Source organism: Peribacillus simplex (genome assembly GCF_030123325.1).
GTDB lineage: Bacteria > Bacillota > Bacilli > Bacillales > DSM-1321 > Peribacillus > Peribacillus simplex_D.
Genome location: NZ_CP126106.1, coordinates 595,739 through 616,274, shown reverse-complemented (window position 1 = coordinate 616,274; position 20,536 = coordinate 595,739). Strand labels below are relative to the sequence as shown.

General features: G+C 41.2%; 21 protein-coding genes and 1 pseudogene. 12 read left to right on the top strand and 10 right to left on the bottom strand.

Annotated elements, in window-relative coordinates:
• Positions 1-213 precede the first annotated feature (213 nt).
• Complete coding sequence (locus tag QNH43_RS02975; protein ID WP_034305661.1) at positions 214-399, bottom strand: SE1561 family protein; 186 nt, start codon at positions 397-399, stop codon at positions 214-216.
• A gap of 150 nt (positions 400-549) precedes the next feature.
• On the opposite strand from QNH43_RS02975, the gene yfkAB reads away from it, so the two are divergent.
• Positions 550-1,677, top strand: coding sequence for a radical SAM/CxCxxxxC motif protein YfkAB (yfkAB, locus tag QNH43_RS02970; RefSeq protein WP_076370909.1), 1,128 nt, complete (start codon positions 550-552; stop codon positions 1,675-1,677).
• A 33-nt stretch (positions 1,678-1,710) separates the two neighbouring features.
• Here the strand turns inward: yfkAB and QNH43_RS02965 are convergent, their stop codons facing one another.
• Positions 1,711-2,523, bottom strand: coding sequence for a YfkD famly protein (locus tag QNH43_RS02965; RefSeq protein ID WP_076370908.1), 813 nt, complete (start codon positions 2,521-2,523; stop codon positions 1,711-1,713).
• A gap of 470 nt (positions 2,524-2,993) precedes the next feature.
• On the bottom strand, positions 2,994-4,052 hold the full coding sequence (gene cax / locus QNH43_RS02960) for a calcium/proton exchanger (RefSeq protein ID WP_283918270.1): 1,059 nt from the start codon (positions 4,050-4,052) through the stop codon (positions 2,994-2,996).
• A 189-nt stretch (positions 4,053-4,241) separates the two neighbouring features.
• On the opposite strand from cax, the gene QNH43_RS02955 reads away from it, so the two are divergent.
• Positions 4,242-5,408, top strand: coding sequence for an MFS transporter (locus QNH43_RS02955; RefSeq protein WP_283916741.1), 1,167 nt, complete (start codon positions 4,242-4,244; stop codon positions 5,406-5,408).
• Positions 5,409-5,737: 329 nt separating this feature from the next.
• Positions 5,738-7,657: a heavy metal translocating P-type ATPase gene (locus QNH43_RS02950; protein WP_283916740.1), complete on the top strand. Its 1,920-nt coding sequence runs from the start codon at positions 5,738-5,740 to the stop codon at positions 7,655-7,657.
• Positions 7,658-7,891: 234 nt separating this feature from the next.
• On the opposite strand, the gene QNH43_RS02945 is transcribed toward QNH43_RS02950, so the two are convergent.
• Together QNH43_RS02945 and QNH43_RS02940 are read right to left on the bottom strand one after the other, a co-directional pair.
• Positions 7,892-8,731, bottom strand: coding sequence for a YihY/virulence factor BrkB family protein (locus QNH43_RS02945; protein WP_076370903.1), 840 nt, complete (start codon positions 8,729-8,731; stop codon positions 7,892-7,894).
• A gap of 16 nt (positions 8,732-8,747) precedes the next feature.
• Positions 8,748-9,140: a YtxH domain-containing protein gene (locus QNH43_RS02940; protein WP_283916739.1), complete on the bottom strand. Its 393-nt coding sequence runs from the start codon at positions 9,138-9,140 to the stop codon at positions 8,748-8,750.
• A 231-nt stretch (positions 9,141-9,371) separates the two neighbouring features.
• On the opposite strand from QNH43_RS02940, the gene QNH43_RS02935 reads away from it, so the two are divergent.
• From QNH43_RS02935 to QNH43_RS02920, 4 genes are all read left to right on the top strand, one after another.
• Entirely contained in the window at positions 9,372-9,596 is a 225-nt protein-coding gene (locus QNH43_RS02935; protein ID WP_034305672.1) for a DUF1128 domain-containing protein, read from the top strand.
• A gap of 97 nt (positions 9,597-9,693) precedes the next feature.
• A complete protein-coding gene (locus QNH43_RS02930) occupies positions 9,694-10,959 on the top strand; it encodes a molybdopterin molybdotransferase MoeA (RefSeq protein WP_283916738.1) in 1,266 nt (421 codons plus the stop codon).
• Positions 10,947-11,462 (top strand): molybdopterin-guanine dinucleotide biosynthesis protein B, encoded by a 516-nt coding sequence (mobB, locus tag QNH43_RS02925; protein ID WP_283916737.1) that lies wholly within the window; start codon positions 10,947-10,949, stop codon positions 11,460-11,462. Before QNH43_RS02930 ends, mobB begins: the two co-directional genes overlap by 13 nt.
• Positions 11,463-11,476: 14 nt before the next feature.
• A complete protein-coding gene (locus tag QNH43_RS02920) occupies positions 11,477-11,719 on the top strand; it encodes a DUF2164 domain-containing protein (RefSeq protein WP_283916736.1) in 243 nt (80 codons plus the stop codon).
• Between the two features lie 40 nt (positions 11,720-11,759).
• On the opposite strand, the gene map is transcribed toward QNH43_RS02920, so the two are convergent.
• The 5 genes and pseudogenes from map to QNH43_RS02895 all read right to left on the bottom strand — a co-directional run bounded on the left by map (position 11,760) and on the right by QNH43_RS02895 (position 15,090).
• Entirely contained in the window at positions 11,760-12,506 is a 747-nt protein-coding gene (gene map, locus QNH43_RS02915; protein ID WP_098370491.1) for a type I methionyl aminopeptidase, read from the bottom strand.
• Between the two features lie 107 nt (positions 12,507-12,613).
• Positions 12,614-13,129: a type 1 glutamine amidotransferase domain-containing protein gene (locus tag QNH43_RS02910; protein WP_098370490.1), complete on the bottom strand. Its 516-nt coding sequence runs from the start codon at positions 13,127-13,129 to the stop codon at positions 12,614-12,616.
• A 167-nt stretch (positions 13,130-13,296) separates the two neighbouring features.
• Positions 13,297-13,503 carry a late competence development ComFB family protein gene (locus tag QNH43_RS02905; protein ID WP_283918269.1) on the bottom strand — a complete coding sequence of 69 codons (207 nt, stop codon included), beginning with the start codon at positions 13,501-13,503 and terminating at the stop codon, positions 13,297-13,299.
• 114 nt (positions 13,504-13,617) lie between these two features.
• Positions 13,618-13,922, bottom strand: a pseudogene (locus tag QNH43_RS02900) (OmpA family protein); the annotation flags it as partial.
• Between the two features lie 70 nt (positions 13,923-13,992).
• The gene (locus QNH43_RS02895; protein WP_283916735.1) at positions 13,993-15,090 is read right to left on the bottom strand and encodes an AbrB family transcriptional regulator; all 1,098 of its coding nucleotides are present in this window, start codon (positions 15,088-15,090) and stop codon (positions 13,993-13,995) included.
• Between the two features lie 315 nt (positions 15,091-15,405).
• Between QNH43_RS02895 and mreBH the strand changes: the two genes are divergently transcribed.
• The 5 genes from mreBH (at position 15,406) to QNH43_RS02870 (ending at position 20,420) form a co-directional block, all read left to right on the top strand.
• On the top strand, positions 15,406-16,413 hold the full coding sequence (gene mreBH, locus QNH43_RS02890; protein WP_283916734.1) for a rod-share determining protein MreBH: 1,008 nt from the start codon (positions 15,406-15,408) through the stop codon (positions 16,411-16,413).
• A 246-nt stretch (positions 16,414-16,659) separates the two neighbouring features.
• Positions 16,660-17,223, top strand: a complete 564-nt coding sequence (locus QNH43_RS02885; RefSeq protein ID WP_283916733.1) for a tyrosine-type recombinase/integrase — start codon at positions 16,660-16,662, stop codon at positions 17,221-17,223.
• A gap of 52 nt (positions 17,224-17,275) precedes the next feature.
• Positions 17,276-17,773: a cation:proton antiporter regulatory subunit gene (locus tag QNH43_RS02880; RefSeq protein WP_076370883.1), complete on the top strand. Its 498-nt coding sequence runs from the start codon at positions 17,276-17,278 to the stop codon at positions 17,771-17,773.
• 6 nt (positions 17,774-17,779) lie between these two features.
• Positions 17,780-19,006, top strand: coding sequence for a cation:proton antiporter (locus QNH43_RS02875; RefSeq protein ID WP_098370480.1), 1,227 nt, complete (start codon positions 17,780-17,782; stop codon positions 19,004-19,006).
• Between the two features lie 71 nt (positions 19,007-19,077).
• A protein-coding gene (locus tag QNH43_RS02870; protein ID WP_283916568.1) for an IS3 family transposase occupies positions 19,078-20,420 on the top strand; the annotation gives its coding sequence in 2 pieces (ribosomal slippage) (positions 19,078-19,519 and positions 19,519-20,420; 1,344 coding nt in all).
• Positions 20,421-20,536 lie beyond the last annotated feature (116 nt).

Below are 20,536 nucleotides of genomic sequence, written 5' to 3'. Positions count from 1 at the left end.
ATACATCTAACATAATCTTTCGAAAACAAGTAATTATTTTTCTTAATGAACAGCAATTTGGAGTGAAATGATCAAAGCGCTTTAAATAGCCCATAAATCAAATATCTTCACCAATCATTTCCAAGAAGATTTGATAATAAAAGGGATGACGCAGGTTTCTCGTCATCCCTCATGAATATTAACATTGAAAAAGTCATACTATCGAAACAGATATTAGTCTTCCCTTGTCTTGAATTGTTCCACTTTGCCTTCCAAATCATCTATCATGCCGATTAAACGGTCTATATCTTCCAACTCCGTATTTTCCGGTTCGATATGATCAAGAACTTCCATGAACATCGTGAGGCGTTCTTTTAAGTATGTTAATTGTTCGTTTTTACCTGTAATGGATTTTCCCATGAGGCACTCTCCTTCCGTTCTTCTTTCATCGTAACGAAATCTGCTTGAAAGTGCAATGGCAAGCTATAAACGCAGCTCTCCGCCATTTGACAATTTTTGTTCCCATTGTTCATAATGGGTTAGTGCATTATTACGTAAGGAGTTTTAAATATGTCAATAATCAAGCAAGATCTTTTAACACCAATTACACCCAAGTATGATCCTTGGGAAGCATATATGGACGTTGAACAATATGGAAAACTCAGCCTCACCAACGTGGAGTTCACCACCACAACCCTTTGCAATATGCGTTGTGAGCATTGTGCCGTCGGTTACACACTTCAGCCCAAGGACCCGGATGCCCTGCCTTTGGAATTACTGATTCAGCGACTTGATGAAATCCCTTTGCTTCGCTCGCTAAGCATCACTGGCGGGGAACCGATGCTTTCAAGAAAACAAGTGAAGAATTATGTTTTGCCTCTATTGAAATATGCCCGTAGCCGCGGGGTACGGACACAAATCAATTCCAACTTGACCCTTGACTTGGAACGGTATGAGGAAATCATTCCTTATTTGGATGTTCTGCACATTTCCCATAATTGGGGAACGATCGATGAATTCATTGATATCGGCTTTGCCATGATGGACCGAAAACCATCTCGGGAACAGCGAAAGAAACTATTTGATAAAATGATCGAAAATTCCCGTGCCCTGACAAAAGCTGGTGTGCTGGTATCTGCAGAAACGATGCTTAATAAACGCACATTGCCTCATCTTGAACATATTCACAGACAGATCGTCGATGAAATGGGATGTCAAAGGCATGAAATTCATCCGATGTATCCAAGCGATTTCGCTTCGGCACTTGAAACTTTATCATTGGATAATATGCGTGAAGCGATTCATCATTTGCTTGATATCCGTGATGAAAATGTTTGGATGCTTTTCGGTACCCTGCCATTTTATCCTTGCAATAACAGTAAAGAGGATATAAAGCTGCTTCAACGCCTTTATGGTTCACATAAAGTGACTGTAAGGAATGACCCTGATGGACGTTCCAGGTTGAACATCAATATTTTCACAGGGGAAGTGATCGTGACCGATTTCGGGGACGCGCCTACATTAGGGAATATCAAAGACCAGCCCTTGACCGATTCCTATGACACATGGATGAGTTCGAAACTGGCCAATGAATTGAACTGCCACTGCCCGGCAGTCAAATGTCTGGGCCCGAATGTTCTCGTCAAAAATGCCTACTACCCGAAGGAGGACTTCAGGATCAGGAAGTCAACCATATGAAGAAAAACTCGCCAATCCGGCGAGTTTTTCAATTTACCTGGGTTGCTGCGAAACTGTAAAGCTGTAGGAAACATGGTCCTGAACCGGTATCCATGCACCGATGCCTTGTGATGTGATGTTCTTTATCGTAATGGTTCTTTTATTACCTTTTAAGTTCAAATATACTTCTCCATATGTGACCTTGCCTTTTTCATTGACGGCGGAAGCAAAACTGGACAAGTAACCAATCCTATTTGAAGCAACATTGTATACTTGATCTTTTTTCGTACCAGCTCCGATGATCGTTTCAAAAGCCAATGGCAAATTCGTTTTTTCAGTGGCTTTTAGCAGCATCATCTTTTGAACATCCTCAGCCTTAGGGATTTTCGCAGTCAGACCGCCACTCACTGCCTTCTGACTTTCCTGGACATAACGGATCTTATATGGAACTTCACCGCCGCGATTATCATAGTAATTCGTATTGATCTTTTGGTATTCCCAGTTTGGTGCCGTTTCAGAAGACTCATAATTCAAGGCCCAATGGCCAAGGTAAATGGTCGCCCTGTATCCAAAAGCAAGCGGGGCTTTTGCAATTGCGGATTCATTCAACATTTGGATGAGTTCTGGGTTTTCAATCTTGATATCCGACGAATCGATCAATTGTTTGGCAAGATTACTCGGCTGCAGCATCGGAAGATCCTGGGTCGGGTTCGGATACGTATTCTCCTTTGCAATATTCAATACTGAAGGTGGGATATTCACCTTATTCGGATTTGCTTTGGCTTCTGGTATATCAGCTGCAAAGCTTACATTCGCCTGAATGAAGGCAATTAGGGCAATCATCGTAATAATAATAGTTCTTTTCATGCTGTCGCACTCCTTTTGAGGGGTTCAATCATATTGATTATAGATTTTGTTTTTAGCCAACATTCTATACATTTCATTCCGATTTCAATTTTGTAATAAATTTGTAAAGTTCAGAATATTTACTTTTCTCTTCAAATCAGTTATACTTATTTTACATTATAAAAAGGAGGCGAAATCGTTCATACCTATTAAACCTTCAGGAGGTATGCTTATCGAACAATCCATGACACCCTTTTAAAGGATGACAGAAAACGAATTCGCCTATACTTAAATCTGATGTAAAAGGATGGTGTGACACTCTAGAATATTTTCTCAACTTTTTCAAAAGCATGATGAAAAATTTTGGAATAACTTATGAATGGTAATTTACTAATATAGAAATGACTCTGCTAAATCTAACCTGAGCAGAGTCATTTCTATATTTTAATTTTATAAAAAGAAAGACCTCCCACATTGGAAGGCCTGCATTCTTATAATAAATAAAATCCAATTCCCATAATGAAGTAAGCGGCCAATAATGTAAGGCCTTCAAACCAGTTCGTTTCCCCATCATTAGAAATCATGATTACCAGAAAGACTGCTGAAACCATTGATATCAGTTCTGGCATTGTGAAAACAAGCGGCATACTCGTTGGATACATTAACGAAATCAATACGAGTACTGGGGCAACGAACATCGCTACTTGAAGCGTGGAACCAACGGCAATCTCCACAGCGACATCCATTTTGTTTTTATAGGCCATTATGACGGCGGAAGCATGCTCTGCCGCGTTACCGACGATCGCAACGATAATGACACCGATGAATAACTCCGACCATCCGAAAGCTTCCCCCACCTCGCTAAACGTATGGACAAGTTTTTCCGATACGTAAGCAACAGCCAATGTAGCGGCAGCAAGTATTATAATTGCCTTTTTCCTGCCCCACTCCGGTACTTCCTCTTCATGTTCCTCGAGTTTCTCAGTATGCTGATATACCCCGCGGTGAGTAACCAATTTAAAGAATAATGCTGCAAGATATAATAAGATCAATATAATGGAAATTCCGACACTTAACGACATCGTGCTTGATTCACCCATGTTTTGTGTGAATACTTCCGGTATGACGAAGGCTACAATTACAGCAAAAATCAATAGACCGGCATTATGCCTCGCATCGAATACATTAAACTTCTGCCGTTTGTATTTAGTCCCTCCGACAAAGAATGAAAGTCCTGCCACCAACAATAAATTTCCTAAAACGGAACCAGTCAAAGACGCCAGCACGACACCCACTAGCCCCGCCTTTAATGAAAAGATGGATATGATCAATTCTACTGCATTACCAAACGTTGCATTCAAGAGACCGCCAATCCTTGGTCCCATAACGATCGCTAAGCTTTCAGTGGCCCGGCCCATGAAGCCTGCCAGCGCCACGATTGTTAAGCAATATACTATGAACATGATTACACTCGGCCAATGCAATAATGACCCAATGACAGATAAAGGGACGCCTAACAGGACAAGCCCCAAAAATATTTTATTCACGATACTTCTCCTCACAATCCTATAGTTCTTTTTATGTAACAAAAACTATCATACATAATCTTCGGTGAATGACAAAGGAAAATTTTATCAACACCTCTCTTCTTGACAATATTTACCCAAATTTCTATTGCTTAATCCTCTTCCTAAGATGTAACATCAAGAAGGTATACATTTCTTAGGAGACATGATTTTATGAATAATAAATTGCTTTTAAGCGTTTTAATCTTAATTGTCGGCATATCGGGGTTTTCTCAAGGGATGCTCCTGCCGATCATTGCCATCATTTTTGAAAATGAAGGAATTAGCTCATCCCTAAACGGGTTTCATGCAGCCTCCCTTTATATTGGAATTCTATTGATTTCTCCTTTTATGGAAGCCCCACTCCGGAAATACGGCTATAAGCCATTGATATTATTTGGCGGGATAACGGTCATTGTATCACTTGCCTTATTTCCTGTCTGGAAATCATTCTGGTTTTGGTTCGTACTGCGTTTCTTCATTGGTATCGGCGATCATACACTTCACTTTGCTACACAGACCTGGATCACTGCCATTTCACCAATAGCGAAGCGCGGAAGGAATCTTGCCATTTATGGACTTTTCTTCAGTCTTGGCTTCATGGTTGGCCCGCTGATGACGAAGCTTCTCGAAATCAATCAGTCTTTGCCTTTCATCATCACATCGATACTTAGCCTTCTGGCGTGGTCCACTGTTTTCCTAATTAGAAATGAGCTTCCTGATCAGGATGATTCTGAAAGCACATCATTCCTTGGCACACTCAAAAGGTTTACGAAAGTTAGCCGCATAGCCTGGGTCGCTTTTTTACTTCCGTTTACATTTGGCGTGCTTGAAGCCTCATTGAATAGCAATTTTCCTGTATTCGCCCTGCGCTCCGGAATCGATTTAACCGCAGTATCCATCATCATTCCGGCATTTTCTGCAGGGACTCTGCTTACCCAGATCCCCTTGGGGATGGTCAGTGACCGTTTTGGACGGCGAAAGACCTTGCTGACGATTCTTTTTTCAGGGTTTGCCATATTCACGCTTGCAGGGATTTATTCCTATTCAGTGCTTGGCCTATTCATCTGCTTTATGTTTGGCGGAATGATGGTTGGTTCGACTTTCTCGCTGGGTATCAGTTATATGGCAGATCTTTTACCTAGAAACCTATTACCTGCCGGGAATTTATTATGCAGTATATTCTTTAGTCTCGGCAGCATCGTCGGTCCATTCTTTGGCGGCCTGGTTATAGAACACATTGATGGAGCAAATTTTTTCTATATGATCAGTATCATGCTTTTCCTTGTCTTCATATCATTGGCCTTGTTTAAGGAAAAAATGCCTGCTTCAGTTATGTAGTATAGTTTTTTATCTGGACGCTTCTTTTATTATTCAATTTGAACGGTATTTATCAATAGACTTTATATTGGTCAGGAGATACTTTATATTTTTTACTAGATTAGAATCATTCTTCTTTATTTCTGAATAGGATATGTGGTATTATAATAATAACAAAAGGGACATCACATTTATAAACCTTTGAAAACATTGCTGTCATCGCAATTACGGTGGCAGCTTTCATATTTTATCCAGAGAAATGACGTTGATTATCTTTCTCAATTAGATATAACACAAATGATAATCTATATCATTTACACAAAATAGAGAAGAATGTGGGAGGGAGTCTTATGACTACAGATACTAAACATTTAACCCAACCGGCTGCATGCAAAACCACTTGGTTGGAAAAAGCGAAACCTCATCTAGAACTTATTGCTGCATTATTCAGCGGTTTACTTATATTATTGGGCTGGGCCCTTTCAAAGAACGGAATGGAAACCACTTCCATCGTCATATACTTGGCCTCTTTCTTGATTGGCGGATATGCCAAGGCGAAAGAAGGCATAGAAGATACGATTGCCGACCGGGAATTGAATGTTGAGATGCTGATGATTTTTGCGGCAATCGGTTCTGCGGTCATCGGATACTGGACGGAAGGTGCCATATTGATTTTCATCTTCGCTTTAAGCGGTGCCCTTGAGACATACACGATGAATAAAAGCCATAAAGAAATTTCAGCATTAATGGACTTACAGCCCGAAGAAGCACTGCGCATCACTAACGGATATGAAGAAACCGTATCCGTTTCACAGCTGCATGTCGGGGATTTGATTTTAGTGAAACCAGGTGAGAGAGTTCCTTCAGATGGAAAAATCACGGACGGCCGTACCAATATCGATGAAGCCGCCATCACTGGCGAATCCCTACCAGTCAGTAAATCATTGGATGATGAAGTATTTGCGGGAACGGTTAATCTCCGTGGAACGATTACCGTGGAAATCACCAAACCGGCAAGTGAAACATTATTTCAAAAAATAATCACTCTCGTTCAATCCGCACAAAGTGAAAAGTCCCCTTCCCAGCTGTTCATTGAACGGTTTGAAGGGACTTATGTAAAAGTAGTATTGACGGTTGTCGGCCTGATGATGTTCGTACCCCATTTCCTATTGGGGTGGAGCTGGACCGAGACATTCTACAGAGCGATGATCCTGCTCGTTGTCGCTTCTCCTTGTGCCCTTGTTGCCTCTATTATGCCAGCTACACTTTCTGCCATTTCAAATGGAGCCCGTCATGGCATTTTATTTAAAGGAGGCATCCATCTTGAGAATCTAGGTAATCTGCAGGCAATTGCTTTAGATAAAACCGGTACATTGACAAAAGGAAAACCAGAGGTTACGGATGTCATTATCCGCGAAGATTTAAACGAAGATGATTTCTTATTTCATATTGCATCTGTTGAAAATTATTCGAATCACCCTTTGGCAACATCAATCGTACGTTATGCCAAATCAAAATTGCAAAAGGATATCATTAAACCCAATAACATGGAAGATATCTCAGGTAATGGGGTTCAAGCCTATATCAATGGCGTGCTTTGGCAAGTCGGAAAAGCTGATTTCGTCGGTCGCAGTGAAGCAGAACGATTCCAAAATGGCATTGCACTGACATTGGCTGAACAAGGTAAGACAATCGTTTATGCAAAAGATGATCAAGGAATTGCAGGCATACTCACTTTGAAAGATGTCGTTCGTGAAGAAACCGTTACAGCCATCGAAGCCTTGAAAAATGAGGGCATCCATACCGTCATGCTTACAGGGGATGGGGAAAAAACGGCTAAAGCGATTGCTTTGGAGAGCCATATAGATGCATATATTGCCGAATGTCTACCTGAAACCAAAGTGACTGAAGTGAAAAAGCTGAAAGAACATTTTGGCACTGTAGCGATGGTTGGGGATGGCATCAATGATGCGCCTGCACTAGCAACAGCATCTGTTGGAATTGCAATGGGTGAAGGCACGGATGTTGCCTTGGAGACAGCGGATGTCGTTCTGATGAAGAATGATCTGCCGCGCATTGCGGAAGCAGTCAAATTATCCAAGAAGATGAATCGGATCATCAAACAAAACGTCATCTTTTCAATTTCGGTCATCATGATTTTGATAGCATCCAATTTCCTTCAATTTCTAGACCTCCCATATGGCGTCATTGGCCATGAAGGAAGTACAATTCTCGTTATACTGAACAGCTTAAGACTTTTGAGAAACTAAACATGAAAAAGGAGCCCTCCAAGGCTCCCTTTTTTTATGATCATTTCATTTAGTGATATCCGTTCTTACCGTTTGCAGAACCTGAAGTTTTATGGTTCGAACCTTTATTTTTTCCTTTTTGCTTTGTGCTGCCATCCTTTTTACTCATGAAAGAACTCCTCCTCTTCTAAAGTTGTCATTTCTTGAATAGTATCCGCAGCATGTTAGCTTGCCATTACGGGAACTCCAGGAAGCTCATACACATTCTGGTTTTTCCTTTTCACTTATGAGCGCATTTATTTCCCCGCCCATTATAATGATGAGTCCCGACAAATAAAACCAGACCATTAATACGATTATCCCTCCAAGACTTCCATATGTTGCGGAATAATTTGCGAAGTTCTCCACATAAAAAGAAAACAAAAAGGAAGCAAGACTCCACCCTGCCGTTGCAAAGATAGCACCAGGCATGACGGTTATGCACTTCAGCTTTATGTTGGGCGCAATCCAATAAAGGATTGTGAACACAATTAAAAATACAAGCGTACTGATCACCCAGCGAAGTTGGTTCCAAATCGTAAGAAATTCATCGGATTGTCCAATTTCAGCAAATAGGAACACTCCGATCTGTTTTCCGAATACCGGCAGCAATAAAACGACAATAAAAACAAAAATCATTGCTAAAGTGAGTAGAATCGACATTCCCCGGGAAATAAAGAAAGTTCGACTTTCTTTTACACCATATGCATGGTTAAATGCCTTAATGATTGCATTCATCCCATTCGATGCCGACCATATCGTTCCGATGACACCAAACGACAATAAAGTCCCATTCGCTTCCATCACTTCCGATAGGTTAGCCTCGATGATTTTCATCGAATCGTCAGGCGCATATGTACGGACGGTATTTAAAATATCTTCTTGGGAAAATGGCAGATAGGCCAATAAAGTGAATAAAAAAATAAGTAACGGAAACAGGGAAAGCAAGAAGAAATAAGACAGCTGTGCTGCAAGCCCCGACACATCATCCACATGTAACCGTTTTATGAAAGTCTTGAAGAATGAGCCTTTCAGCCATTCTTTTTTATTGGCCATACCTCCACCCCATTTTCTAATTTAAGGAAATACGATCCTGTTGACTTGAAGACGACTCTTCTTCCTCTGCAGCAAAAACTTCCTTCGTCTCCATCACCACTTGGGCAACTTGCGATGGAATGTCTTTCATTTCCTCCACCTTTTGGGAAATGAAGGATACATCATCGGAAATTTTTTCAACAGTGGAACGGACCTTAGATGATGTTTCACTTACTTGTTTAAGCACCCCATTGGGATTCTTTATGAATTCTTTCATATTGCCCATGCAGCTTTTACTGTTTTCCAATACAGAATAACGCGTATCCTTATCAAAAAGGCTTATCGCTGCCCCAGCCAACGCCCCAATAAAGACCGCTTGCATAAATTTGCTTTTCTTGGCACCCTTATATTCTTCACGAATGTTGCTCATATATTCTCCTCCTCGTCATATATTAGTTGATGTATAATGTTAGCTATCTCCATTATACAATGTTTGAATATTTTTTTTCCTATCTTTTCCCAAACTTTCTCACATTAAAACGTGGAAATGACCAAGTATATCTGGAATCAAGCTTCGTTTTCCACCCGAATATTCATTGACTTCTCAAGGTAATCATGCAAAGATGAAAATAATTTAGGAACGTATGAAAGGATGAGGGAAATGGATTTAACGCAAAACACAGCCGAAAGTGTCGAGTTTATGATTGAAGCAATCAAGGATAAATTAAAAGTCATGAACTTCGGTGCAATCAAATCGACCCATTTTGATATCGAGATGTACGAAGAACTTCACGATATTTATACTATGGTGATGAAAAAAACGAATTTCAGTGTCCGTGAAATGGAAGCTATCGCTGAAGAACTTGGAAGACTGCGTAATAAGTAACATTCAAATCCTCCCATACCGGTGAGGATTTTTTTCATTTTTAAAAAAATTCTGCTACATTTGATATAGAAATTGAAAACCGACAGGAGTTGTAAGCATGGTAGAAAGAAGAACGCCCATCAGTATTGCAGAAGCAGTGGAAAAAGTGATGAAGCATAAATTAACAGGACATATGGAACTGATTCCCCTCGAGGAAAGCCATGGCCGTTTTCTGGCTCAAAATATTGTAGCTACAAATGATGTTCCGCATTTTAACCGCTCGCCATATGATGGATTCGCCCTTAGGTCCAAAGATACGGCCAAAGGTTCCATAAATAACCCTCTCGAGTTCGAAGTGGTTGAAGAGTTGGCTGCGGGTATGGTATCGAATATTCCTGTTCAAAAAAATCAAGTGGCAAGAATCATGACTGGAGCTCAAATGCCAGCTGAGTGTGATGCCGTAATCATGCTCGAGCTTACGAAGGAATTCGAAAAGGACGGAAAGAAGTACATATCATTTAAACGCTCGCTTAAGGAAGGCGAAAACGTTTCTTTTCAAGGTGAGGATGCAAAGAAAGGCGATGTTCTTGTAAAAAAAGGAACAGTGATCAATCCAGGGATCATCGGCTTGCTCGCAACCTTCGGTTATGCCGAAGTGCCCGTTGCCACTAAGCCTGTCGTCGGATTATTCGCTACGGGATCTGAACTTCTTGATGTTAATGAACCGTTGCAGCCCGGCAAAATTCGCAACAGCAATTCACATGCCATCTCCGCCCAAATTCGGAGGGCCGGAGGAGAAGTCCGTTTCTATGGAAAGCTTAAAGACGAATTCAAATTAAGCTACGAGGCCATTTCAGCTGCCTTGGAGGAAGTGGATCTGCTCATTACGACAGGAGGAGTTTCTGTCGGCGATTTTGATCTTCTCCCGGATATTTATCAAAAAATTGGCGCTGATGTCTTATTCAACAAGGTGGCCATGCGCCCCGGCAGCGTGACGACCGTAGCCGTATATAATAACAAATTTTTATTCGGTTTATCCGGCAATCCATCCGCCAGTTATGTCGGCTTTGAATTATTTGCAAGACCGATCATCCGCACCATGCTGTTTTCGGAACATCCTCATTTACGAAAAGAGACGGCACAATTGGCAGAAGACTTCTTAAAACCCAATCCATTCTCGCGTCTGCTTCGGACCCGATTATTTTACGAATCAGGCAAGTTGAAGGTAATTCCTAGCGGTGTGGATAAATCCAATATTACAACAAGCTTGGCAGGTGCCAATTCACTGACCGTCTTACCTGGGGGGACCCGTGGTTTCCAAACTGGAGATTTTGTGGACATCCTGCTTCTTGATGACCAAGAAGGATGCCAATGGCCTTGGTGAAGCCCTTGATATTCCAGGTGGTCGGCTACCAAAATAGAGGGAAAACGACCTTCATAACGAATATAATCAAACAGCTTCGCGAAGCAAAATTAGAGACAGCCGTTTTAAAACATCATGGACATGGCGGAAAACCAGATGTCACAGGCACGAAGGATTCCAATAAACACTTTCATGCAGGGGCGGCTGCATCACTTGTTGAAGGAGATGGAACAATCGAGCTGCTTGGCAATTTCAAGGGGAAAGCCCCTATCACTGAGTTGATTCATTTACTGTGTCTATTTTCCCCTGATGTGATTTTAATTGAAGGTTATAAGCAAGAGGACTTTCCTAAGGTCATTTTAATCAAAGAAGAAAGTGACCTCCTGTTATTGGAAAAGCTTACTAATGTCAAAGCAGCTGTGGCTTGGCCCGAATGTCTGGAACGAACAAGGAATCATGCTTCAGTACCCGTCTTCCCTTTGGATTCGACTCAATTCATTACATGGTTTTTAGAACAAATATGAAGGAGGAGGGCACAATGTTCATACAATTTCCCATAGAAAAACGCCGCAAGATGATCGAAAGTATCCAAGAATATGTGTATCAGGAACATGGCAAGAAAATCGGTGAAATCGCTGCTGAAAATCATTTGCAGTTCATTTTCGATAATATTGCTCCCTTTATTTATAATGAAGGTATCAAAGATGCTAAAAAAGTCATTGAGGACAGATTAGGAAATATTGAAGAAGATTTGTATTCATTGGAACGTCCAATTGATTAAAATGAAAAAACAGCATCATGATCGATGCTGTTTTTTATGTTCATTGTTCGGTCAAAATAAGCGGACCGTTTTTCGTAATGGCAATCGTATGCTCATATTGAGCCGAGTATTTCCCATCTGCAGTGGATGCCGTCCATCCATTCGGGTCCCGGCTTGCTTTATATGTACCTACATTTACCATTGGCTCGATGGTGAATACCATGCCTTCCTTAAGACGCGGACCTTTATTCGGCAGTCCATAATGCGGAACCTGCGGCTCTTCATGAATGACATTTCCTATCCCATGTCCGATGAAATCACGAACGACAGAGAAGCCTTCCGCTTCGACATATGTTTGTATGGCATGACCTATATCTCCAATCCGATTGCCTTCCACACATACTTCAATCGCCTTATACAAAGATTCCTTCGTCACATTCACTAAATGTTCGGTTTCCTTTGAAACCTTACCGACCGTATACGTCCAGGCAGAGTCAGCAAGGGCCCCATTATAATTGACGACCATATCAATCGTTACAATATCCCCGTTTTTCAAAGGGGTCTTACGAGGGAAACCATGACAAATTTCTTCATTTATGCTGGCACATGTCGCATACTCATACCCTTTGTAACCCTTTTGTTCCGGCTTCGCACCATGTTTTTTTAAGAATCCTTCAACAAATTCTTCGATTTCCCATGTTGTCACCCCAGGAACAATCAGCTTTGCAATCTCCCTATGACAAGCAGCCAAAATTTTACCCGATTCGTGCATAGCTTGAATTTCACGTGCAGATTTTAATACGATCAATCGTGACACTTCCTTTTTAAATTCATCTCTCCTTTTATTTTACTGCAAAGATTGAAGTATATGAATCCTTTAAAATGAAAAATCCCGGCAGCTGCCGGGATTTTTCATTATTTCAATAGATTGAGCGATTCCCGGTTAAATGCCGGAAGGTCTTCAGGTGTCCTGCTGGTTACTAGCTGGTTGCCGCAAACCACAACCTCTTTGTCCAAATATGTGGCACCTGCATACTCCATATCGACTTTAATCGATGTATATCCTGTTGCGTGGCGTCCTTCAAGTGTTTTGGCCGTAATCAGCAACTGCGGTCCATGACAGATCGCAAATACTGGTTTTTTATCATCCATGAACGATTTGGCGAAAGATACGAAGCGTTCGTCAGCACGCAGTTGATCAGGGGAAAAACCGCCGGGGATGAATAATGCATCGAAATTTTCTGGTTTTACCGAGTCGATGCTTTCATCAATCTCGACTTCTACCTCCCCTTGTTTCCCTTTAACAGTTTTTCCTTTTACCATTTCAATCCTCGTTACCGTATGGCCGGCTTCTTCGAATGCTTTTGCCGGTTCACTATACTCCGAGTCCTCAAACATATTTGTTACAACACATGCGATATTTTTACCCATAATAATTCATCTCCTCAATATTTGATCGAATGAACCAACTTTGTACTTTATTTATGTTCCCTCTGCCACCATAAATAAACACATAATTAATGGTTGACCCTTTTGTTTATAAGTAATATACCGCTATATTTCCGACATCCCTTCGGCGTTCGCTGTCCACCTTTTGATCAATGTTTAGGATACTGTCCAACCACGTGTATCGCATTGATGATTCTTTTATTGATCCATTTTCTGTTTTCTTCTGTATTCAAATTTCCAAATATCCTTTTCCTCCCTTCTTCCGTGGTTACATAGTAATTAGGCAGGTTATTCAATGATAATGTGATGATGTCATTCTTACATTTCCTGCACGAACAAAATGTTTGGTATTCCATACCTGACATTAATACCTGTACCTATGTCACAACGATTTCTTCCATCACATTCGTATATTCTCTTTCTATATTTTCTCCTTCAAAAAGAAAAACCCGACCATTCCTGACAGGTTTTCACTTATTTATCTCTGTCCGTGGAACAATCAGGATTTCGACTCTCCGGTTTTTTGCCCTTCCTTTTTTCGTTTCGTTAGAAGCAACCGGCTTGAATTCCCCATGTCCTTTAGCCCTGAACATTTCGGGATCCAACTCTTTATTTTCCAGGAGAAGTTTCATAAAATTCACGGATCGCATCACGCTCAGATCCCAGTTGGATTCATATTGGTAATTTTTAATCGGAATATTATCGGTATGTCCGCTTACGATAATGTTTCTGGGTAAGTCCTGACCAATAAATCCGAGATTTCCTTAGCGATTTTTCCGCATAACACCTGGCATTTGCTCTTTTCACTCTTCAGTTTTTCCGAAAAGAAAAAAGGACAAAGCCTGTCAGCTTTGTCCCTGCTCTTGTTTCCCGTGGTTTCTCCCAACAAGCCATTTTATGATGGGTGACAGAAAAAATAAAATGAATAGGATCCTGAATAAATGAAAACTTGTGACAACGGATAAATCCACATGCACAGACATGGCTGTTACGGCCATTTCGGCGACGCCGCCTGGCGCCATGCTCAAAAATAATTCGTTCGGCTGCAAAGATAGGATAGGGGCAAACTGAACGGAAAGATAATAGCAAAATCCAATCAATAGGACATTACCGACGAATACAGCCCCAAACATCTTTCTGAAAAGTCGGGGATTATCAACCTTCAGTGTATAGCCTAAATGTGCGCCGATCAACAATTGTGACAAGTTCAACCAAAAATCGGGAATCTGCGGGGCACCTGGGCCTGCTAAATTGAATAGTGTTGCAGCCATGAGAGGTCCTAGCAAAAAGGGCAGCGGAAAATTCACTTTCTTTGTGAAGAAGATGAATATTAGCAAGGTTAACAACATCATGATGGCTAATTTCCCATCATAATCAAATAAGAAAAACGGCCGCTCCGATATGGTCATTACCGTACCTGATCCAACTGACATTACATGGGTCACGATCCAAGGAACAATGGATATCACCAGGATGACCCGCAGTGTTTGCATGAAACCAACAACCGTTTCATCACTATCCTTCATTTCCTCACTTAAGACCACCATCTGGGAAAGCCCTCCCGGAAAACTGCCAAGCATGGATGTGCCCAAGGATAAGTTCATTCGTTTCCCGACAAACCAGCCAGTCAAAACTGTAAATAAAATGATTGCAATGGTCGTAAAAAGCATAACCGGCAAATATTCAATCATCTCATTTAACGATTGTTTCGTGAATGAACTGCCCAGTTGTAAACCTAAAATGACCAATCCAGTACTCCTAAAGGTTTTAGACCAAAACAAGTACTTCCTTAACTTCACTTTCGCGATCATCACGACGAATAATGGTCCAAGCATCCATGGCAAGTATATTCCAAGGCTATCAAATGCATAACCACCTAGGAAAGCTAGAAAAGCGGTAAAGATGACTCTGAAACTCTTTCTCTCGATTAAATTTGCACTCACAAAATTACCTTCTTTATCTATGCGGATTTTCATCTATATCTTAACATAAAACAAGCTGGTCCAAAGCTGCCATCCACACTTGTTTTCGACTGAAGCGAGGTGCGGCAGTGTGAATTTCACTAAAAATGCTGGACATTTGCCGTTATAGGCGCGCTTGCCCTCGCCAGTGCACTCTTATATTTCATCATGTTTTCTTTCTATGAAAATAAACGGCATGGCAATTCCACCATTTACTAGATTTCCCACCCCCACAAACTCGCAATAAAAGGTAGAATGAGTATATAGGGGGTCAAACTCTTATGGAGGGGTGACTAAATGTTATCAAATACAGAAATAGGCATTGACTTAGGGACTGCGAATACGCTAGTTTACAGTAAAAATAAAGGAATCGTATTTAATGAGCCATCTGTGGTGGCCATTGATATAGAGACTAATAAAGTATTGGCAGTCGGTGTGGATGCAAAAAACATGATCGGGAAAACACCCGGAAATATCGTGGCAATCCGTCCGCTTAAGGATGGTGTCATTGCGGATTTTAATGTAACCGCGCAAATGCTTCGGGAAATCATGAAAAAAGCAAGTAAGGCCCTAGGTTTATCGATTCGCAAACCTAGTGTAGTGGTCTGTACACCATCGGGTTCCACATCAGTTGAGAGAAGGGCCATTCAGGATGCAGTCAAAACCTGCGGAGCGAAACAGGTCCACCTTATCGAGGAACCAGTAGCAGCAGCAATAGGTGCGGGCCTGCCTGTCGAAGAGCCCGTTGCCAATGTAATCGTTGATATCGGCGGCGGAACGACTGAGGTCGCAATCATCTCATATGGCGGCGTCGTTTCTTGCAATTCAATCAGAATTGGCGGAGATCAATTGGATGAAGATATCAGCCAATATGTTAGAAAAAAACATAATGTGCTGATTGGGGAAAGAACAGCCGAGGAAATAAAAAAAGAAATCGGCTACGCACTCGTTAAACATTCCGTGATCAGCATGGAAGTCAGGGGCCGCGATCTTGTAACGGGTCTTCCAAAGCCGATTACAATATCATCCACTGACGTCCAGGAAGCCATTCAGGAATCGCTTCTTCATATACTGGAAGCAATCAGGGCCACTTTGGAGGATTGTCCTCCTGAATTGAGCGGGGATATCGTCGATCAAGGTGTCATCTTATCCGGCGGGGGTGCACTTCTCAACGGGATACAAGAGTGGCTGACGAATGAAATTGTCGTCCCAGTCCAACTTGCAGATAACCCTCTTGAATCAGTTGCCATCGGAACCGGACTTTCACTTGAGGTCATTCACAAACTACAAAAAGCCGTGTACTAAAAAAATGAGGAAACCCCAACTTGGGGTTTCTTTTTTTTATCATTCCAGGCTGATGTCCCCGATGATGCAAACAGCAACCTCTACATTAAATAACTTCCCCGAAATATTTTACCTCGATTGAGCAGAGAATAAGGAAAAGATTTTTTTACGTTCGAAGCATGCATTACCTGCAGGACTAAACGCATGCAATGTTACATAACTTGTGTTATAATGTAATTATGTTACATTGGCAAGAGGAGAAGATCTATGGAATATGTAGAAGCCTTTAAGGATATCAATCAAATCAGCAAAATCAAAACATACTTACGCGCCCACTCCAGTCGGGATTATTTATTGTTTGTACTCGGCATCAATACAGGTATGAAGATAAATGAAATGCTTGAAATCACCGTGGCCAGCGTTCTGGATGAAACGGGCAAAATCAAGGAGTTCTATGAACAACGGACGGAAAATGACGAAGTCAATCAAATTTTTTTGAACCTGAAGGTCCGTACCGCGTTACAAGAATACCTTAAAGGCTCTAAGGTTATCGAAGGTCAATTTTTATTTCTTTCCCCTAAGACAAAAAAGCCGATAACACGTCAACAGGCGCACAGAATCATCCATGATGCTGTGGAAGGTGCAGGGCTGACAGGCAAATTCGGAGCAAGTTCGATGCGTAAAACTTTTGGCTACCACGCCTATAAACAAGGAGTTTCACTGGCCTTGATACAGAAGCATTACCATCATTCCAGTCCATCGGAGACATTAAAATACATCGGCATATCCAAGGAGAAGAAATTCAAGACCAATATTGACGTTAACTTATAAACAACCTGCTATCTTCTATTAACTCTAACCAACATTTTAAGGAGGAATTCCAGTGAGAATTAGAGAAAGTGAACTTCCTGGTATTGGCCAAAAATTCGAAATCATAACGAGAAATGATGAAAAGTTAGTAATCGTCATTCACGATGACGGCCGTCGGGAATTATACCATTTTGATAATGAACATGAAGACGTCATATCGAGCATCACCCTTAACGATCAGGAATCCCGGCAAATGGCTTCCATCATAGGCGGTATGGTTTATAAACCACAAGCACTTGAAACGATTGAAATGTCATTGGGTGACTTGGTGATTGAATGGTTCAAAGTCGAACCAGGTTCAAAGGCCATCAATCAAACGATCGGTTCGATTGATATCAGGAGCAATTATAATGTGACCGTCATCGCCCATTCTAAAAAAGGAAAAAAACAAATGAATAATCCTGGTCCTGACTCGATCATCGAAACAGGCGACACTCTTGTGATATCCGGTGAAAGAAAAGATATCCGTAACCTGACAAGAGAATTACTGACCGACGAAAGGAGTGACTAAGCACATATGGACCATTTAGTCTTTGAAGTGGGTACTGCCCTACTTCTAGTGGCATTAGCCGCTCTCGTAGCAGGTAAATTCAAAATATCAAATGTTCCACTATTAATTATCATCGGGATGCTCGTTGGCCCCCATGCCCCGCACTTCGGATTAATTGACCTGCGTTTTATTGAAAGTGATGAAATCATAGCATTCCTCGGTCGTGTCGGTATTTTATTCCTTCTGTTTTACCTAGGGCTTGAATTTTCCGTCAAAAAGCTCATGAAGTCCGGGAAAAATATCGTGACAGGCGGAACCTATTACATTTTAATCAACGTGGGAATGGCCTTGCTCTACGGTTTCCTGCTCGGCCTTCCATTAAAAGAGGTTCTGATATTAACCGGGATCATCAGTTTTTCTTCAAGTGCCATTGTGGCAAAGGTACTTGTGGACCTTAAAAGGACCGGTAACAATGAAACGGAGCTAATCCTTGGCATCATCATGTTTGAAGATATCTTCCTCGCCGTTTATTTATCAGTCGTATCCGGATTGGTATTAAGCTCTTCTGGTTCCGTTTGGGGAACATTACTTTCTACATTTATCGCGATTGGGTATATGCTGATATTTTTCGTTATCGCCCGGAAAGCATCTGGGGTCCTCAACAAATTATTCAATATAACCTCCGATGAGATTTTTATCATCGTCGTGTTCGCATTACTATTCTTCATTGCCGGTTTCTCGGAAACGATTCATGTTGCGGAAGCCATCGGTGCACTACTGCTCGGCCTAGTCTTTTCTGAAACGGAACATAGCGACAGGATTGAGAAACTTGTCATTCCCTTTCGAGACTTCTTCGGGGCCATATTCTTCTTCAGCTTTGGCTTGAGTATCGATCCGACGACCCTTGGGGGAGCTGTCTGGATGGTTCTTGGAGCAGTCATCATCACCATAATCGGCAACTTTGCAGCTGGTATGATTGCCGGACGCAAATCCGGTTTATCTCACAGAGCTTCCGCAAACATCGGTTTAACGATCGTTTCACGCGGCGAATTCTCCATCATTCTAGCCAACTTAGGCATTGCAGGCGGTTTAATGCCTATACTAACCCCGTTTGCGGCACTTTACGTTTTAACCTTAGCGATTCTTGGACCGATCCTTACAAAAGAATCCAAACACATCTATAATATCCTAAATAAAGTATTCAAATGGACCCCTCCGAAGGTTCAAAAGGAACAGGGAAAAGAAGTTCAATAGAAAAAAAGGCCAGACATTTGAACTGCACCCCAATTGTTAGACACCATCTAACAATTGGAGGTGCTTTTTTTATGACAAAATATTCATTAGAGTTGAAATTAAAAGCTGTCCTTGTTTATTTAGAAGGAATGGACTCATTTAGAACTGTAGCCAATCAATTTAATATCAGTTTGACTCCTTTAAAGCAATGGGTGGCGCATTATAAAGAACATGGGATAGATGGGCTAATGTCTACCTATACAAATTATGATATTAGCTTTAAGATGGATGTACTAAACTATATGAACGATTTTGGAGTGTCTAGTACCCATGCAGCTGCTGTGTATAACATTGCTTCTCCTTCTACCATTACTAATTGGCTAAAGCAATTGGAGGAGTACGGAGTTGACGCTCTTGAAACGAAGAAAAAGGGGCGTCCATCCATGAAAAAAGAAACGGAGAAAAAACCAGTAGAAGGGTCATTAGAGGCGTTACAGGCTGAAAATGAAAGATTACGTGCAGAGAATGCATATTTAAAAAAGTTGAGAGCCTTAGTTCAAGAAAGCGAAGCGTCCGAACGCAAAAAGCGAAAGTAGTACATGAGCTAAGGGGAGATTTTAATTTAAAGCTACTTCTGTCCGTCGCAAATCTGGCAAGGAGTACCTATTATTATTGGATAAACGCCTTCGGGCGTCAGGATAAATACGAAGAAATAAAGCCAGTTATTCAGGAGATATTTCATACGAATAAAGGGAGATATGGGTATCGACGCATTACATTGGAATTACGTAATAGAGGGATTTCAATGAACCATAAAACGGTCCTTCGATTGATGAAGGAGTTGGGACTAAAGTGTCTGGTCCGTATGAAGAAATACCGTTCATACAAAGGCAAGATTGGAAAGGTTGCGCCTAATATCCTCAATCGTAATTTTAAGGCAACAAAGCCAAATCAAAAATGGGTTACGGACGTAACTGAATTTCATTTACACGGTGAGAAGTTGTATTTATCGCCCATTCTAGATTTATTTAATGGAGAGATCATTGCTTACAATATCGAATCACGTCCTGTTTATCCCTTAGTCTCCAAGATGCTAGACCAAGCCTTTATGCGATTGGAATCGAAAGATTCCCCCGTTCTCCATTCAGATCAGGGCTGGCATTACCAGATGAAACAATACTCACATGATTTGAAAAGACATAACATTATACAAAGCATGTCCCGCAAAGGAAATTGTTTAGACAATGCCGTCATAGAAAACTTCTTTGGCTTACTGAAATCGGAATTACTTTATTTACAGAAGTTCGACAGCATGGAGCATTTCAAGAAAGAACTGGAAGATTATATCCATTATTACAATCACCGACGAATCAAAGTAAAACTAAAAGGCATGAGCCCAGTAGATTACCGGGTTCATGCCCTCAAGGTTGCCTAATTAAATAAAGTGTCTAACTTTTTGGGTTCACTTCACATTGCTGTCTGGCCTTTTTTCTGTTTACCTTCCATAACCTGCTACCATAATAATTATTATACTTGTTATAAAGAAGGCAT